This window comes from Bacteroides sp. HPS0048, from assembly GCF_964240755.1.
GTDB classification, from domain to species: Bacteria; Bacteroidota; Bacteroidia; order Bacteroidales; family Bacteroidaceae; genus Bacteroides; species Bacteroides nordii.
The window spans coordinates 1-19340 of sequence record NZ_CAXSVC010000029.1 but is presented as its reverse complement, the minus strand read 5'-3'; the positions used below and the strand labels follow the sequence as shown (position 1 = coordinate 19340).

Below are 19340 nucleotides of genomic sequence, written 5' to 3'. Positions count from 1 at the left end.
GTAAATGGAAAGATGAGAAACCGGATGATCAGTTGGCTATTATTTCTTACTTGCCTGAGTGGGCTGACCGCCTGCATTAGGGAGGAAGAGTATACCAATGATCCGATAGGAAACTTTGACCAACTCTGGAAAATCATAGACGAGCGATATTGCTTTCTGGACTATAAAGGCATAGACTGGAAAAAAATCGGAGAAAGGAAACGTAAATTTATTGAGCCGGAAATGGATGACCGGGATCTCTTTCAGGTACTCAGCGATATGTTGTACGAACTCCAGGACGGACATGTCAACTTAACTTCTACTGACAATCAAACCCACTTTGACTTCTGGCTTGACTCACCACGTAATTTTAGTGAAGCAACGATAGAAAGCAACTATTATCTGGGGCAAAACTATCAACAGACAGCCGGCTTCAAATATAAAATACTAAATGATAAAGTCGGTTATATCTATTATGAAAAGTTTTCCGAAGGCATTGATAATAATGATTTAGACAGGGTTTTCTCCTATTTTTCTAACTGTAAAGGACTCATTATTGATGTCCGGCAAAACTCCGGGGGGAATGCGACAAACTCAGCTAAAATAGCTTCGAGATTCACAGAAAAGAAAATACTAACAGGGTATATCTGTCATAAGACAGGGCCGGGACACAATGACTTTTCAGAACCATATGCCATCTATCTGGAACCAGCCAAAGGTATTCGCTGGCAAAAGAAAGTAGCCGTACTTACCAATCGGCATTCATACAGCGCTACCAACGATTTTGTCAATCATATGAGATGCCTTCCTAATGTCACAATCGTAGGTGATAAAACCGGAGGAGGATCAGGAATGCCTTTTTCATCCGAACTTCCTAATGGCTGGACAATCCGTTTTTCTGCCAGTCCGCACTTTGACAAAAACATGAACCATATTGAGTGGGGAATTAATCCGGATGTAAAAGTGGATATAAACTATAAAGATGAGGCTAATGGGTTTGATACAATTATAGAAGAAGCAAGGAAATTACTTAAATAAACACTTTTATTCGTCTTTCGTTTGGCAAAACAAAAAATATATCTATCTTTGCACCGCTAAAGAAAAAATTAGTCACGGATTTTGCGGCTGTGGCGTAATTGGTAGCCGCGCCAGACTTAGGATCTGGTGTCTCGCGACGTGGGGGTTCGAGTCCCTTCAGCCGCACAAACACTAAAAAGCCTTCAAGAACTACTCTTGAAGGCTTTTTCATTTAACCAAAGATTAAAATGAAGAAACATACTCTTTGTTGCATCGGACACGTCACTTTAGATAAGGTAGTAACACCTCAATCCACGGTATTCATGCCAGGAGGAACTGCTTATTACTGTTCATATGCTATCCGGCATCTGAACGATGTTGATTATAAATTGGTTACTGCAGTAGGAGACAGTGAGCTGGACGTTATAGACAAAATGCGTGACGCCGGTATTGATGTAACCGCTCTTCCCAGCAAATATTCCGTTTACTTTGAAAACATATATGGCGAGAATCAGGATGAACGTACGCAAAGAGTACTCGCCAAAGCAGATCCGTTTACTGTACACCAGCTTGAGAATATCGAAGCGGATATTTTTCATCTGGGCTCTTTGTTGGCTGATGATTTTTCGGTAGATGTTATCAAACATCTTGCCGGTAAAGGGCTGGTTGCTATTGATTCTCAAGGATACCTGCGTGAGGTACGCGATACACACGTCTATCCGGTGGATTGGGCCAATAAAAGGGAAGCACTGAAATACGTACATTTCCTGAAAGTGAATGAACACGAAATGGAAGTATTAACCGGATATGACAATGTAACAGAAGCGGCCCATAGGCTCCACGAATGGGGAGTGAAAGAGGTACTGCTCACATTTGGTAGCATGGGCTCAGTCATCTTTGACGGAAAAACCTTTTATCAGATTCCGGCATACGAGCCGGATGTAGTGACAGATGCCACAGGATGTGGCGATACATATACAATTGGTTACCTGTACCAGCGGGCTGCAGGAGCAAGTATCGAAGAGGCCGGACGCTTTGCAGCAGCAATGTCTACACTGAAAATAGAAAAATCCGGCCCGTTCCTCGGAAATAAAGAAAATGTATTGCAATGTATGAAACATGCAAAAGAAGTGCTCCCTTTGTGCTTCCCGCACGGGGAGGTACGCCAGGCGGTGGTTACTATTTGAACGGATTTGAGTGTATTTCACCACAGAGTTACACAGAGTTTAAATCTTTGATGAAACGCGGATTAACGCAGATTTTCACAAAGGGAAACAAATAGATGATAAAGAAATACAGTCTTTTAATCTGCGTTCATTTGTGTTAATCCGCGTTTCAATCAGAGAAATACTACTCTGTGGAACTCTGTGTTACTCTGTGGTGAGTTTTGCTCATTCCGATCAGATTCGAGCCATCTTACTTTCCCCACGTCTTCCTCTTTCCCACTGTTAAAAATCACGATTAACACTCTTATCCTAATCTTTTTTACTACTTGTTTGTTCACTTTAATATTTTCGTCGCCACTTCATGTGACAATTAGACCTAAGAGAGTATTCTAATAAAGTAGTTCATGTAAATAGTAAAATTTAACGCAATGAGACCTAAACCTTTACAACATCTTCCCGAAGAGAAGAGAACCTCCTGGCTAAGGAATATCCTTGCCATAGCCTGCCTGTTACTGACCTCGTCATCTTTGTTTTCTCAAACAAAAACAGTGACGGGTACAGTAACCGACGCGCTGAACGACCCCCTGATCGGAGTATCAGTATTGATACAAGGTACCACCTCCGGAACAGTCACTGACCTGGATGGAAACTATTCTATCTCAGTCACTCCGGACAATGTACTTGAATTTTCATATGTAGGCATGCAGAAACAAATGATCCCTGTAGGGTTGCAAACTGTGATTAATGTCGTGATGAAAGACGACTCACAGATGCTGGGCGAAACCGTAGTCATAGGATACGGTAGTGCCAAGAAGCGCGACCTTACCGGTTCTATCACCAATATAAAGGGTGAAGAAATTGCTAACAAGCCTGCGACCAATCCACTGTCTTCTCTGCAAGGAAAGATTGCCGGTGTGCAGATTATCAATAACGGACGTGCCGGTGATGATCCTGAAATACGTATCCGCGGAACGAATTCTATCAACGGCTACAAACCTTTGTATATCGTAGACGGACTCTTCAACGATAATATCAACTTCCTTAATCCGGAAGATATTGAATCAATGGAAGTATTGAAAGATCCGTCTTCATTAGCCATATTTGGTGTACGCGGTGCGAACGGTGTAATCATTATCACCACCAAAAAGGCCAAAGAAGGACAAACCAGAGTGAATATCAATACATCCTTTGGTTGGAAATCAGTTGTGGACAAAATAGCAATGACCAATGCAGACCAGTTTAAAGAATTATACAATGAACAGCTGACCAATGAAGAGACTGCTCTTTTTGACTTCAGCAACTGGAACGCTAATACAGACTGGCAAGACGAAATCTTCCAGAACGGATTCATTACCAATAACAATATCAGCATTACAGGTGCTTCCGAGAAGCATAGCTTCTATCTGGGCGTAGGCTATTCCCACGAACAGGGTAATATCAAGCATGAGAAGTTCAGCAAAGTGACCATCAATGCAAGTAACGAGTACAAGCTAACGGACTTTTTCAAGGTTGGCTTCCAACTGAACGGTGCACGTATCTTACCCGCTGATGCCAAACAGGTATTGGGCGCTATCCGCACCACACCGGTTGCCCCTGTATACAATACAGAGTATGGCCTTTACACAGCCCTGCCGGAATTTCAGAAAGCACAGATGAACAACCCGATGGTGGATGTAGATCTGAAAGCCAATACTACCAAAGCTGAAAACTACCGTGCTTCGGGCAGTATATATGGTGAAATTGATTTCCTGAAACATTTCACAGCCCGTGCCACATTCTCTATGGATTATGCTTCGGACAACGGACGAACTTACACACCGATTATCAAAGTATATGACCCTACCGTGCAGGGTAATGTTTCAACCTTGGGAACTGGAAAGACAGAGGTGAGCCAGTTCAAACAGAACGAAACAAAAGTACAGAGCGATTACGTACTGACGTATACCAATAGTTTCGCTGACGGTGCACACAACCTGACAGCCACTGCCGGTTTTACCACCTATTACAATTCACTGAGCAGACTGGATGGCGCCCGCAAACAGGGAGTGGGACTCGTTATCCCCGACGATCCGGACAAATGGTTCGTCAGTATCGGAGATGCAGCCACTGCCACCAACGGCAGTACGCAATGGGAACGAACAACCGTATCCATGCTGGCACGTGTCATTTACAATTACAAAGGGAAATACCTGTTCAACGGTTCGTTCCGTCGGGATGGCTCCTCCGCCTTTTCATATACAGGCAACCAATGGCAGAATTTCTACTCGGTAGGTGCAGGCTGGTTGATGAGTGAAGAAGAGTTTATGAAAGATATCAGTTGGCTGGACATGCTGAAGCTGAAGGGTTCATGGGGTACATTGGGTAATCAGAATCTGAGTACTGCCTATCCGGCCGAACCGCTACTGAAAAATGCATATTCGGCTATATTCGGTAAACCGTCCATCATCTATCCGGGATACCAACTGGCATATTTACCTAACCCAAATCTCCGCTGGGAAAAGGTGGAAGCCTGGGAAGTGGGGTTCGAAACGAATATGCTCCGCAACCGGTTACATCTGGAAGGAGTATTCTATAAAAAGAATACGAAAGATCTGCTTGCAGAAGTTCCGGGTATCTCCGGTACGATCCCGGGCATCGGTAATCTGGGAGAAATCAGAAACAGTGGCGTGGAACTGGCAGCAACCTGGCGTGATCAGATCGGGGATTGGGGATATTCAGTAAGTGCAAACCTGACTACGATCAGCAACAAAGTGAAAAGTCTGGTACAGGAAGGATATTCTATCATCGCCGGAGATAAGAGCCAAAGTTATACAATGGCCGGCTATCCGATAGGTTACTTCTACGGTTACAAGGTAGATGGCGTGTACCAGTCACCGGAGGATATAGCCTCCTCTCCTACCAATACCTTGGCCACCGTAACTCCGGGTGATTTGAAGTTCAAGGATGTGAACGGTGATGGCAAGATTACCCCGGAAGACCGTACCATGATTGGCGATCCGACGCCGGACGTCACCTACGGTATTTCTTTGGGAGTATCTTACAAGAACTGGGACCTCAGCGTCGAAATGATGGGACAAGGGGGCAATCAGATATACCGTACTTGGGATAACTATACCTTTGCTCAATTCAACTATATGGCGCAGCGACTCGACCGTTGGCATGGAGAAGGCACATCAAACAGCCAGCCATTGCTGAATACGAAGCATTCCATTAACCGTGAAAACTCGGAATACTACGTCGAAAGCGGACGTTTCTTCCGTATCCGCAACCTGCAACTGGCGTATACTTTTGATAAAGCGTTAATTGCCAAAGCACGCATGCAGGCGCTGAAGGTATACTTCAATGTTCAGAACCTGAAAACATGGAAGCATAATACCGGGTACACACCGGAATTAGGTGGTTCAGCCATTGCTTTCGGAGTAGATAACGGTAGTTATCCTGTGCCCGCCGTTTACACCTTCGGCATCAACTTAACCTTTTGAGAATGGAAAATTGAAAGTTGAAAGTGAGCTGCGCTATCAGGCTGCATAGCAACTGTCAATTGTCAACTGTCAATTGTCAATTAAATAATAATCAAAGAAAGCAATTATGAAACTATATATTTATATATTATCCTTGTCATTAGTTATCGGGGCGATGACACTGACAAGTTGTAACGACTTTTTAGATCGTAGTCCGCAAGGGCAATTTACAGAAGACGACGATCCGAACGCATTGGTAAATGGCAAGATTTACAACGTTTACACCATGATGCGTAACTTTAACATAACTGCAGGGACACCGGCATTCGCCATCCATAGTTTCCGAAGTGAAGATGCCGAAAAAGGCAGTATAAGCAGTGATGGTTCGGACATCGCAGAAATGTACGACGATTTCATCTATACTCCTACCAATGGTTTATTGGGTGGATACTGGAGTCAGAACTATGCAATCATCTTCCAGTGCAATGACATCCTTACCTCTATTGAAGAGAGTGAAGCGAGCGGCAAGCTGACGGAAGAAGATCTCCGTAATCGCGGAGAGGCGATGTTCTTCCGTGCCTACTGCTACTTTAACCTGGTACGTGCTTTCGGCGAAGTTCCTCTGATCACTTTTAAAGTGAATGATTCTTCGGAGGCAAATGTGCCCAAAACCACCGCAGAGAATCTTTACAAACAAATAGACAAGGATCTTGCCGGAGCCGAAAAGCTACTGCCGGAACAGTGGACAACAGAATACCTGGGCCGCCTTACCTGGGGGGCCGCCCGTTCGCTCCATGCACGTACGTTCATGATGCGCAATAATTGGGACAGCCTTTATGTAGCCGCCAACGATGTCATGTCAAGCGGACTTTATAATCTGAATACTCCCTACGAGAAGATATTTACAGACGAAGGTGAGAATAACAGTGGTTCTATTTTCGAACTGCAATGTACAGCTACAGCAGCAATGCCCGCCAGCGACGTAATAGGTAGCCAGTTTTGTGAAGTACAGGGAGTGCGTGGCGCAAGTCAATGGGATCTTGGCTGGGGATTCAATATGGCAACTGAAGAGTTGTATAATGCCTATGAAGCGGGAGACCCACGTAGAGACGCAACCCTTCTCTACTTCCGTAAGAACGAGACAGATCCGATCACTCCTGAAAATACAAATACCCCTTACAATGAATCGCCTGTATCTCAGGCTATGGGACGCGCCTTCAACAAGAAAGCGTATACAGACCCGGCCTTGCGGCGTGAGTATACCAATAAAGGTTTTTGGGTAAACATCCGGCTCATCCGCTATGCAGACGTAGTGCTAATGGCGGCCGAAGCTGCCAATGAGTTGGGAAAGACCGGAGAAGCCAATGCCGATCTTGAAATGGTACGGGCACGGGCACGTGGCAACAATCCGAATATTCTTCCAAAGATAGAATCGATGGATCAGACCGTGCTTCGTGACGCCATCCGGCACGAACGACGGGTAGAGCTTGGAATGGAGTTCGACCGTTTCTATGATCTCGTACGCTGGGGCATTGCCTCAGAAGTGCTTCATGCAGCAGGAAAGCTGAATTATCAGCCCAAGAATGCACTATTGCCGTTACCACAAACGGAAATAGATAAATCGAAAGGAGTATTGGTACAAAATCCTGACTATTAATGACATCAATTAATTTAGTGTAAAGTCCATGAAATCATAAAATAGAGGGAGAATAGAGAAGAAAGAGGCAAGCTGTATCAGCACACCGAAGGGTATAAACCCAACCTACAATAATCTCCTGTCATTCATAGACTTACACCCATAAAAAGTTCTACCTTTAAAGGGATATAGATACATAAATAAGGCAGCTTTAGTGACATGCTGATGTCACCTTCAATGACACACGTATGTCATAGGTGATGACACACCTGTGTCATAGGTGGTGACACACTGATGTTATAGGAGGTGACACACCTGTGTCATTGAAGGGTACATCAGCATATCATATATGGCGACGCTAAAAACAGTTATAAATATCAACACTGCTATGCCATATACAGTGATATCCGGATAGGATAAAAGAAGATATTATCAGCCTGTCAGTTCAAATCAATTATAAATAAAAACAAATATGAGTAAAGTAATTAAGAAACTAAGTATTCTGTTTGCAATTGTCCTGAGTGGTACAATCAGCGTTCAGGCACAAAAGTCTCCACAAGACATGAATCGTTTCATCGATGCATTGATGAAGAAGATGACTGTGGATGAAAAGATTGGCCAGCTCAATCTTCCCGTGACCGGTGACATCACCACCGGACAGGCCAAGAGCAGCGACATCGCCGGGAAAATAAAACGGGGTGAAGTAGGCGGACTCTTCAACCTGAAAGGAGTAGAAAAAATCCGCGACGTACAGAAACTTGCCGTAGAGAATTCCCGACTCGGTATTCCTCTGTTATTCGGCATGGATGTCATTCATGGATACGAAACAATCTTCCCCATCCCACTGGGCTTATCATGCACGTGGGATATGAAGGCCATTGAAGAATCTGCCCGTATCGCTGCTGTCGAAGCAAGTGCAGACGGTATCTCATGGACTTTCAGCCCTATGGTGGACATCAGCCGCGACCCGCGTTGGGGACGAGTATCCGAAGGTTCCGGCGAAGACCCGTTCCTCGGCTCACTCATTGCCCGGGCCATGGTGAACGGATATCAGGGAAAAGAGCCGTCAAGCCAGCTGAAACGTAATGATGAAATTATGGCTTGCGTCAAGCACTTTGCACTTTATGGAGCAGGAGAAGGCGGACGGGATTACAACACGGTTGATATGAGCCGCCAACGGATGTACAACGAATACTTCCCTCCCTTTGAAGCTGCCATTGAAGCAGGAGTAGGCAGTGTGATGGCTTCATTCAACGAAGTAGACGGAGTACCCGCCACAGCCAATAAATGGCTGATGACAGATGTTCTTCGCGGTCAGTGGGGATTCGGTGGATTTGTAGTAACCGACTATACCGGAATTTCCGAAATGATCGACCATGGTATCGGTGATCTCCAAACCGTTTCAGCCCGTGCCATCAATGCCGGAGTAGACATGGATATGGTGAGTGACGGTTTTGTCAGTACACTGAAAAAGTCGATTCAGGAAGGAAAGGTTTCTATGATGACCCTAAACACCGCCTGTCGTCGTATCTTGGAAGCCAAATATAAACTGGGATTATTTGATGATCCATATAAATATTGTGATCCGAAACGTCCGGCACGCGACATATTCACCCGCTCACACCGGGATGCCGCCCGCCGCATTGCCTCAGAAAGCTTTGTGCTCTTGAAAAATGACAATCAGACCCTCCCCCTGAAAGCAACCGGAACGATTGCCGTTATCGGCCCGTTGGCAGATACCCGGACGAATATGCCGGGCACATGGAGTGTAGCAGCCGTGCTGGACCGTTCACCGTCACTCATTGAAGGACTCCGCGAAATGGTAGGCCGAATGGACGAAATGCCGCTCAACCAGCCGAATGAACCGTGGTATATTCCTCTGATGGAAAACGGAGCTGACATCAATCTACTATATGCCAAGGGTAGCAATCTGATCAGTGATGCCGCTTACGAAGAACGCGCTACCATGTTTGGCCGTTCTTTAAACCGTGACAACCGTACGGATGCCGAACTGCTAAAAGAAGCAATAGCAACGGCCAACAAAGCAGACGTTATTGTAGCCGCTTTGGGAGAATCCTCTGAGATGAGTGGCGAGAGCAGCAGCCGTACCAATCTGGATCTGCCGGATGTACAACAAACGTTATTGAAAGCATTGGTCGCTACCGGTAAGCCGGTCGTATTAGTACTGTTCACAGGCCGTCCGCTGGTTCTGAACTGGGAACAAGCCAACGTACCTGCCATCCTCAATGTATGGTTTGGCGGAAGCGAAGCTGCTTATGCAATTGGTGATGTACTGTTTGGTCGCGTTAACCCCAGTGGAAAACTGACCATGAGCTTTCCGCAAAACGTAGGACAAATACCTTTGTACTATGCTCACAAAAATACAGGACGTCCCTTACACGACGGTAAATGGTTCGAGAAATTCCGCAGCAATTACCTTGATGTAACGAACGAACCGCTTTATCCATTTGGTTTCGGACTCTCTTATACCACCTTTGCATACAGTGATATCAGTTTGAGCCAGACCAGTATGAATATGCAGGGAGTTCTGACAGCTTCTGTAAACGTTACCAATACCGGAGCATTCCCCGGCGGAGAAGTTGTACAGCTCTACATCCGTGATCTTGTGGGCAGTACGACCCGTCCGGTAAAAGAGTTGAAAGGATTTGAAAGAATCTATCTCCAGCCCGGCCAGACACGCACTGTTACTTTCAAGATAGCACCCGAAATGCTGAAATTCTATAACTACGACCTGCAATATGTGGTAGAACCCGGAGACTTCAGCATAATGATAGGGCCTAATAGCAGAGATGTACAAACGGCACGCGTTCGTTTAATTGACAGTTGACAGTTGACAATTGACAGTTGCTGCGCTGTATACTGGCTGCGCAATCATGCTGCATAGCAACTGTCAATTGTCAACTGTCAACTGTCAATTAAACAAGGTTTCACGCTGCACAGCAACTTTCAATTTTCAACTTTCAACTTTCAATTAACAAAGACATGAAACATATCTCTTTTTATACACTCCTCTGTTGCCTCTTACTGGCAACAGGGGCGTGTCAGAACAATAAAAAATCAGGTGATAAGAAAGACGCTTCTCTCACCGACAGTCTGACTACAGACGCATTGCTGGACACAGTTCAGCGACGTACCTTTCTCTATTTCTGGGAGGGAGCCGAGCCCAACAGTGGTCTTGCTCCCGAACGTATCCACATGGACGGTAAGTATCCCGCCGGTGGACCGGACGTTGTTACTTCCGGCGGTAGTGGTTTTGGTATTATGGCCATCCTGGCAGGTATAGACCGTGGCTACGTTTCACGTACAGACGGATTGGCACGTATGGAGAAAATAGTTTCCTTCCTTGAACGTGCCGACCGCTTCAAAGGTGCTTATCCGCACTGGTGGCAGGGTGAAACAGGAAAGGTGAAACCCTTCGGACAAAAAGACAATGGCGGAGATCTGGTAGAAACAGCATTCCTCATGCAAGGGTTACTTGCAGTACACCAGTATTATATAGACGGAACTCCACAGGAAAAAGCCTTGGCACAAAGAATAGATAAACTCTGGCGGGAGGTAGACTGGAACTGGTACCGCAAAGGAGGACAGAACGTGCTCTACTGGCACTGGAGTCCGGAATACGGTTGGGACATGGACTTCCCCGTTCATGGCTATAATGAATGTCTCATTATGTATATACTTGCCGCAGCATCACCCACTCACGGTGTTCCTGCCGCTGTATATCACGAAGGATGGGCACAGAACGGAGCCATTGTATCTCCGCACAAAGTAGAGGGTATCGACCTTCATCTGCGCTATCAGGGAACCGAAGCCGGACCGCTCTTCTGGGCGCAATACTCCTTCCTGGGGCTTGATCCCGTAGGACTGAAAGACGAGTACTGCCCAAGTTATTTCAATGAAATGCGTAACCTCACGCTTGTCAACCGCGCTTACTGTATCCGCAATCCAAAGCACTACAAAGGATTTGGTCCGGACTGTTGGGGGCTGACCGCCAGTTATTCGGTAAATGGTTATGCCGCCCATTCCCCCAATGAACGGGAAGATTTAGGAGTCATCTCTCCTACTGCTGCCTTGTCATCCATTGTATATACACCGGAGTATTCTTTGCAGGTGATGCAGCATCTTTATAACATGGGAGACAAAGTATTTGGCCCTTACGGTTTTTATGATGCATTCAGCGAAACTGACAACTGGTATCCACAGCGCTATCTTGCCATAGATCAAGGACCAATAGCAGTAATGATTGAAAACTACCGCACCGGATTATTATGGAAACTTTTCATGAGTCATCCGGATGTTCAGGCAGGATTGAAAAAGTTAGGATTCAACAAGCCGGCTTAAAAAAAGAAAAGGTATAGCCGTTACTTCTTCGTACGGAGTTGAATGTATTTCACCACAGAGTAACACGGAAATCCACAGGGTTTAAATCTTTATTGAAACGCAGATGAACGCAGACTTTCACAAAGGGAAACAAATGTATGATAAAGAACTACAGTCTTTTAATCTGTGTTAATCAGCGTTTTATCAGATAAATACGACTCTGTGGAACTCTGTGATACTCTGTGGTGAGTTTCGCTCATTTCTATTCAGGTATGAATATAAAAGGGTACTTCCGGGATGAACTGGAAGTACCCTTTTGCCTAAATACAATCAGGCCATCTGGTAGAGATGAAATATAGCAGCCTGATTGTTGAAATTACGGCTTATCACAAGAAGTAATTTCAGAAACAAACAATATATCCAAAGGAGGAGGCCATCTTCTTTCAACTAAAAATGACCTCTCCATTTATTAAAATGAATTACTCGGTTGGTTCAATAGTAATAGTGAACTTCGCACTCTTCTGAGTACCATAAACATAATCAACAGCAGCTTCAACTTCTACAGTTACAGGCTTAGTCAGATTGATGTTTTTCTTCAATGAGAATTTACCACCAACAATATTGAAATATTCCTTAGCAGACAATGTCTGATCCGTAGTTCCCACTTTACCATCTTTAACGATATAACGAACGCGGTCTGTTTCAGTGAAAGTTACTTGTCCTGTTTCTGAAGCAGGTTTAGTTCCTGTTACCATAGTATATACAGTCTTACCATAAGTTACAATCGCACCTTTTGTGATAACATCTGTTCCAAATCGATCCTTCAAGTTAAGAGCAGTAGCAACATCCAGCGCATTGCCAAGAAGAATATCCTCTTTCTTATATGTCAGATCCTTTGAAGAAATCTGCTCGCTCAACGGATAATACATCTTGATACTGAATTCTTCGGATGCGGCTACATTCGATGCAATTTTCGCAGAAAGTTTAACTTTGAATTCTGACAAATCAACGTATTCAGTAAATTCAATATTGCCGTCAGCATCCAATGTCACACCTGCAGGAATGTCTCTTGCATCAATGGTACGGTCACCATTCAAGTCTTTAGTCGGAACTAACTCATAGATATAGTCTACATCATTTGAATAGTAGAAGTAACCAATGCTCAATTCATTATTGATAAGATATGCAGCATCACCGGCCGGTTTATCATATTCCAAGAAATAAGTCTTGGCATCCGTCCAACGTACTTCCTGATGTTTCAACAAGTCAGCAGCTGTAGGATAAGACAGGTTCAAAGTAGCAGTCAGAGTAATATCACCATAAAGATCAGTATGGTAAATCGTACTCATTGCATAAGTCTTACGCTCTGCATTAGCAGGCAAAGTAACCGTTATCTTATCAGCATCAACATCGAAGTTAAATGTAGGTTGAGCAGCAGTTGCAAGAGCATTACCCACTTTATGTTCAACCTTAGCAGAAGCCAGATTCTTGATAGCATCCAAAATCTCTTGTGCAGTAGCACCGGCTATAAGTTGATCTGTAAAGTTATTAGCTTTATTAGCCTTGATGATAAAGGTTTGTGCTGCATTAGAAGCATTACCAGACCACATAAATGCACCGTTTTTCTCAGTAAATGCATTAGAAGACCCTGCTTGAAGATCCTTTTTAACTATTGATCCATAAGCAATAGTAGCACCTTCTGTATTATTGGTCACAGTATAGGTTACCTCGAATTGTTTATTAGGTACACTTTGTGTATTAACTCCAAATACGTTGTTATCCACCAGTTTAACCTTGAGTTCATTACCTACATTATTAATGTTCACTGATTTCAATTTAACAGCAGCTTTTGTTACTTCAAATCCCTTAGCCGTTAATTCTGCTTTAATTGCATTCACGTCAGCTGAAGCTGTAGAAGCCAACACCACCCATCTGCTTTCTGCTGTACAATAGATAGAGTATACTTCCAGATTCTGAGTAAATCCACATTCAGCCAGCGTCAACGGTCTGCTTCCATCCGTATAGTTTACTTTAAACAGGCTAACAGGTTTCTCTTCAACATCTGTATATGCTATCTCTTTTGATGAAGGAGAAAGAGCATAAGTTCCGTTAGTAATACCCTTTACACGAAGATTAAAGTAATCAGTTGTAACATCATTTACAGGTTTACTATTCGGTTCTTCTTCCGTACCATATTCCTTCGATGTAGCAAGTTTCAAAGCAACCGGATAAAGATTATCAACCAGTCCATCACTCACTTTAGCCTTAATTACAATTGTACCTGCACTGGTTCCGGCTTTAACACCACCTGCAACAATTTTCAATGAGCTTTCACTTGTAGCTCTTGTTTCCAATGCATCTTCCTGATAGAATGAGAAGATCTCAGGTTTAACAAGCGCTAATTTAACAAGATCCGCCACTTTTTCAGCAGGAGCAATGCGGAATGTCATTTCTACTGTACCGTTTACACCATTAATAGTATAGGCAGGAACAATGGTAGTACCGTTTGCATCTTTATACTGAGGAACAAATACAATACTTTGGATACGTTCCAATACAGAATTCAACTCCTGGTCTATCTTATCAACTTTGCCTGTTACATCAGAAATTGCAGCCTCAATAGCAGCTTTGATAACAGCACTGTTCTCCAGCGTATTCTGAATTTTATTAGCAATAGCCTGGTCAATAGTACCAGGACCTGTCTTTGCAAGAGCTTCTGTAATTAAATTACTAACTGTAACTTCAAGATCATTCAATTGCTTAATCAAACCGGACTCTTCATTACCTACAGTTTCCTTTAAAGAAGAAAAGTTTTGCTTTAATCCATCGTAGTCAGATTTATCAAATACATCAAGCCCTTCCAATGTTTCAATACGTCCGGCAAGCTCTGCATCTGCCTGTGCATATTCGCTCTGTAAACTACTTACAGCAGCTGCTATATCAGTAGCAATTTTTGCAGTAATAGCAGTGTTCAATGTAGAATTGGCATCATCAATGTATTTCTTTACAGCTCCTACTTCTGTTCCAAGCCCATCAAGTCTATCCTCAATGCCGGTAATCGTCCCCTGAATACTACCGATTGTACTCAAAGCACCATCAATTGCTGTTTTATTAGCTGCAATATCAGCCTTCACAGCATTAAGATCTGTAGCCGGTTGATTTTCCAGTTTAGTAATACGCTCTTTCAATGCAGTAATATCTGTTTCCAGCTTACCGATCTGGACATCCATCTGTCCTTTAGCTGTTTCCAAAGCTGCAATTCTACCAGCCAATTCAGCTTTCACAGTAGCCAGATTAGCAGCGGTTTCTGTCTTAAGAGCATCGGTAACAGCTGTCATTTCCGACTTCACCTTCTCGATATCAGCGGCTACGGTAGCTGCATCAGCTTTCTTTGCAAGATCTTCCTGCAGTTTAGTTATGCTTTTTTGAATCGGATCAAGTGCAGCTGCTATTTTTGTATCCACCCCAGCAACACTTTTCTTTAATTCGTCGATAGCTGTCGACAATGCAGCAACTGTAGTTTGGTCAGCCTTACCTGCCAACACAGTATTCAGGCTCTCAACCGTATTTTCCAGTTTGCCGATTCTGGTAGCAAAATCCGAGTCTTGGCTCTGCAATTTCTCTATCGTCTTTTTCAACTCGTCAATCGCCGACTTGTCAACCTTGTTTGCCTTCAAATCATTAACGGCAGTTTCCAAAGAAGCCAAAGCAGCTACTTTATTAGCCAAATCAGTACATTTCTCATTCAGCTCTTTAATAGCTGCCTGATAAGTAGCCTGATCCACCTTTCCGTTCACCAGACTGGTGAGAGTCTTATCTGCTTCTTTCAATGCTTCAATGTTGGTCTTAATCTCAGCAATAGCAGCTTCCATCTTAGCATTTGCGACACTCAGATTGCCATTGGCATCCTTCAGTGATTGCAATTGAGATGCTAAATCTGAAATAGAAATAGACTTCAGCGCATCAACCTGTTCTTGCAGCTTATTGATGTCATCGTCGTAATCCTTGCATCCAACGAAATTCGTAGATGTAAAAATTAGCGTTCCTAAGAGCGCCACAGTTACAAACTTTTTTCTCATAAGTTAAAAAATTACATTAATAATATATTATTAAACACTAAGTTTCGTATATGTCGCTATTGTGTAAATTCTTCCCAAACTGCTACTCATCAATCATTTAAAAGTTGGACGACATGTATTATCAATGCCGTTTTTTTAGTAATTTAGCCGTAGCATAGCCCTATTACGGCGCAAATATCAAACATTTATTTGATATAACAAAACAATTAATTGATTATTTTTTTAATATAGTATGGATATAATTGATAGATTACAAGAAATAATTAACTACTCAGATCTAAATGTATCTTCTTTTGCGAAAAAGATAGGTGTTGTAGATCAAACAATTAGAGGAATAGTTGTACAAAGGAGAAATAAGCCGGGATTTGATATTTTGGCCAAGATACTTCAAACATTTACTTGGGTCGATGCAGAATGGTTAATAACCGGAAAAGGAGAGATGATCAAGCAAAAAACAACTACGCAAACAGAGAACAGTCCATCATTAGCAGAATTAATTCAATATCTACGGGAAAAGGATTTAAAAATCGAACGGTTGATAGAAGAAAAGACGGAGTTGAAAGTAAAATTTGAAATGGCAAAAAAAATAAATATACAGAAAGAAGAACAGAGCCACGCTCCGTGCATTCCACAAAATAAGATGAGTCAGGATATGTAATTATTGCCTGATTTTATCAGAAAGATTGTAGCGTAAACAGAAAAGCCTGCATTTTTCGAAAAAATGCAGGCTTTTCTGTTATTCAATTTACTCCACCTTGGCCGCCACCGCCGCCATCACCACCTTTTACGTCATCATTCTCAATGGTACGCGCAGCTTTTTTCACACTGGCTTTCAGCTCACCAATCCGGTAACTTATGCTCATACCAAAACGCTGGCGAGAGTATCGGTAGGAACTCTCCTGCCAGAAGTTATCTCCGTTCACCATATTTTTATTCGTCATGTATTTCTTAAAGAAATTTCCGGCGAAAGCACTCACTGTCAGACGTTTCTCCTTAAGGAAAGAGCGGTTCACACTAATACTGTAGTCATAATAACTACTTCCCTTGCCTTGCAAAGAGACATAAGGTGTACTTCCCATTACGTTTACACTCAGCCGGATCTCCAGCGGCAATGTTTGCTGCACACCACCGTATGCAAATAAATTCCACCCACTATTCTTCAATCCCTGAGAAGGGCTCTCCATGCGTGAATAATTTCCCCACAGATTCATATAAACACGCGTTTTAGGCGAAGCATTCCAGTTAACATAACCACTTAATCCAAGACTGCTATTCTTACCCGAATTCTGATAAGTAGAATAAAGTACCTCCTTGCCTGTATGTTCTTTCAATCCAGGAATATCATTATCATTCATCAGAGTTGTTATCCGCTCTATACCATTATTGTTAAACGAATAGTTTAGTGCCATATTAATATTAAACTTCTGCGTAAAATTACTATAACTAATATTAAAAGAATGACTCTTTTCGCTTTCCAACGATGGATTTCCCTGACTTATATAAGATGGATTAGCATCATTCAAATACGGATTCAAGTACCAGATACTTGGTCGCCAGATACGCATATTATAACCTGCACGGACATTCGACATTTCTGTAATTTTAAAACCAAAACTTGCCGAAGGTATAAAATCATCAAAATTCACATTAAAACTCTCTTCCGGCTTTTCTGTATATTTCACATCCTGCATAGTACGTTCATAACGTATACCGGCCCTGCCCGAAAATTTCTTCACCTTAATAGCATACCCGGCATATGCGGCCAGTATATCATTCAGATGTTTGTAGTGACTACTGCGGTCCGCATCATATTCACCTACCTTGTCATAACGGTTATTATCACTTTTATTATTGCGAATAATATATTTCACACCTGTTTCAAGCGTATGTATTTTAGCTATCGGAGTCGTATAATCTGCTTGAAAAGTATGCTCCGAACTATTCTGCTTTTCATCAGAGCTATGTCCGTCAAGAACAGTATTCACATAATCTTCCCAATCGGGTTCAACATGATTAATGGTATAGCCTAATTTTGAATTAGAGGTACGAGGGCGCGTACTCACTTTATAAGAAAAGGTGAACATACGCTCCTTTACCTTTTTTGATGTACGCTGATAATCGACATTCCCACGGATAGAATACCACGAACCATCACTTTCACTATCGTTCTTGTATGAATAATAAATACTTTCCGAAGAAGCCGGATCAGCATTTCTCATTATTGATTCGTTATATCCATTGCTATCATTATTGCCTCCATACATACCAAATCCCATTGTTACCAGACGCAGAGTATCTATCTCATAACTTGCCTCCAGGTTACCACTCTGAAAATTGCCTTTTCCTTTGTTGGAACCATCAGACAAAATTACCGTCTCCTTATTGGCAGACTCCTGTTTCTGCCGCTGAGTAGAACTTGAATAGCTACGAGGATTATTGTTAGCACTATAATTATAACGTGCAGAAAGGGTCAGTTTCTCCTTTTTTATAGTAGTGTACAAGCTTCCACCACCTCCCGTATTACTTACATTACCACTAAAAGTTGCCGTATATCCTTTAAATCCACTCCCTCCTATCGTTACGATATTAAGAATACCGCCTACTCCTTCAGCATCATATTTCGCACCGGGATTTGTTATTACTTCAATATGTTTGATCGTATTGGCCGGCATACTTTTGAGAACATCCACGGGGTTGTCACTCATCATGTTATCCGGTTTCCCATTCACATGAATCTTAAAACTACTACTACCATTAACTTTAATATTATCCTCGCCATCCACCGTTACCAAAGGGACTTTACGCAACATTTCCAGTACTGTATTGGTTTTAGAGTCCGGATCATCCTGCACATTATACTCTATTTTATCTATATCAGCTTTCACCAACGGTTTCTGCGCAACGATCTCAACACTTCCCAGTTCATTGGTGGCTTCCGAAGTGTACAAAGTGCCCAAATCAATAATCTTCTCATTCACTTTCACCTCAAAATCTTTAATCACAGTACTTTTTCCTATAGAGGTAATCGTAATCGTATGAATACCCGGCACAGCATTAATCTTTTCCTGAAATTTTCCTTGCATATCGGTAACTGCCATCTTTACTGCCTTATCCGGCTGCGACTTTTTCACAATCCTAATAGTAGCATAGGGTTCACCTTCCAGAGTTAAAGAGTCAAGAAGTACGCCTTTTAGTGAATAAGAAGGAGATGTCGTGTTTTGTGCATAGACTGCATTTGATACAATAAAGAGCATCAATAATGGTAGTAACTTGCTTTTCATGTTGTTGTCGGTTCTAATTTATAGTTTACTAAGACAGATATCATAGTCTTTATTTATAGTATTGCGACAAAAATAGGCAGTTTATTTCCTCTTACGAAACATTCGGAGTTAAGAAAGTAAAAAGAGAGCTGAAAAGATATCAAAGAATACATCTTTAGAAAATAACTGATACACAAGAAACCGAGATTTATAAAGAAAACCAGGAGATTTGATTAAAACACTCACTATAAAACACTGATAATCAACAACTACAAGAATGTACACTTTTATCATATAAGAATGTACACTTTTGCATATCAAGATTGGTTCTTCTTCAATTTAGTTGAACCGTGTTTGATAAGTCACTTTTGCAAAGTAGGCTCTATGGGATTCAAAATCAT

General features: G+C 42.5%; 8 protein-coding genes, 1 tRNA gene and 1 pseudogene. 8 read left to right on the top strand and 2 right to left on the bottom strand.

Going from position 1 to position 19340, the window contains the following annotated elements; genetic code table 11:
* The first annotated feature begins 12 nt into the window (after positions 1 to 12).
* From ACESQI_RS18530 to ACESQI_RS18500, 7 genes and pseudogenes are all read left to right on the top strand, one after another.
* Entirely contained in the window at positions 13 to 1017 is a 1005-nt protein-coding gene (locus ACESQI_RS18530; protein ID WP_007483550.1) for a S41 family peptidase, read from the top strand.
* 83 nt (positions 1018 to 1100) lie between these two features.
* Positions 1101 to 1182: transfer RNA gene (locus ACESQI_RS18525), tRNA-Leu, on the top strand.
* A 62-nt stretch (positions 1183 to 1244) separates the two neighbouring features.
* Positions 1245 to 2183 carry a PfkB family carbohydrate kinase gene (locus tag ACESQI_RS18520; protein WP_373126721.1) on the top strand — a complete coding sequence of 313 codons (939 nt, stop codon included), beginning with the start codon at positions 1245 to 1247 and terminating at the stop codon, positions 2181 to 2183.
* A 407-nt stretch (positions 2184 to 2590) separates the two neighbouring features.
* Positions 2591 to 5644: a TonB-dependent receptor gene (locus ACESQI_RS18515; protein ID WP_182416603.1), complete on the top strand. Its 3054-nt coding sequence runs from the start codon at positions 2591 to 2593 to the stop codon at positions 5642 to 5644.
* Between the two features lie 106 nt (positions 5645 to 5750).
* Positions 5751 to 7280 carry a RagB/SusD family nutrient uptake outer membrane protein gene (locus ACESQI_RS18510; protein WP_373126719.1) on the top strand — a complete coding sequence of 510 codons (1530 nt, stop codon included), beginning with the start codon at positions 5751 to 5753 and terminating at the stop codon, positions 7278 to 7280.
* 451 nt (positions 7281 to 7731) lie between these two features.
* Positions 7732 to 10086, top strand: a pseudogene (locus ACESQI_RS18505) (glycoside hydrolase family 3 N-terminal domain-containing protein); the annotation flags it as partial.
* A 176-nt stretch (positions 10087 to 10262) separates the two neighbouring features.
* A complete protein-coding gene (locus ACESQI_RS18500; RefSeq protein WP_025867079.1) occupies positions 10263 to 11621 on the top strand; it encodes a glucoamylase family protein in 1359 nt (452 codons plus the stop codon).
* 458 nt (positions 11622 to 12079) lie between these two features.
* Here the strand turns inward: ACESQI_RS18500 and ACESQI_RS18495 are convergent, their stop codons facing one another.
* Entirely contained in the window at positions 12080 to 15679 is a 3600-nt protein-coding gene (locus ACESQI_RS18495; protein ID WP_373126717.1) for a hypothetical protein, read from the bottom strand.
* Positions 15680 to 15911: 232 nt separating this feature from the next.
* On the opposite strand from ACESQI_RS18495, the gene ACESQI_RS18490 reads away from it, so the two are divergent.
* Positions 15912 to 16337: a hypothetical protein gene (locus ACESQI_RS18490; protein WP_007483542.1), complete on the top strand. Its 426-nt coding sequence runs from the start codon at positions 15912 to 15914 to the stop codon at positions 16335 to 16337.
* A gap of 82 nt (positions 16338 to 16419) precedes the next feature.
* Here ACESQI_RS18490 and ACESQI_RS18485 read toward each other — a convergent pair whose 3' ends face one another.
* Positions 16420 to 18960 (bottom strand): TonB-dependent receptor domain-containing protein, encoded by a 2541-nt coding sequence (locus ACESQI_RS18485; RefSeq protein ID WP_373126715.1) that lies wholly within the window; start codon positions 18958 to 18960, stop codon positions 16420 to 16422.
* Positions 18961 to 19340 lie beyond the last annotated feature (380 nt).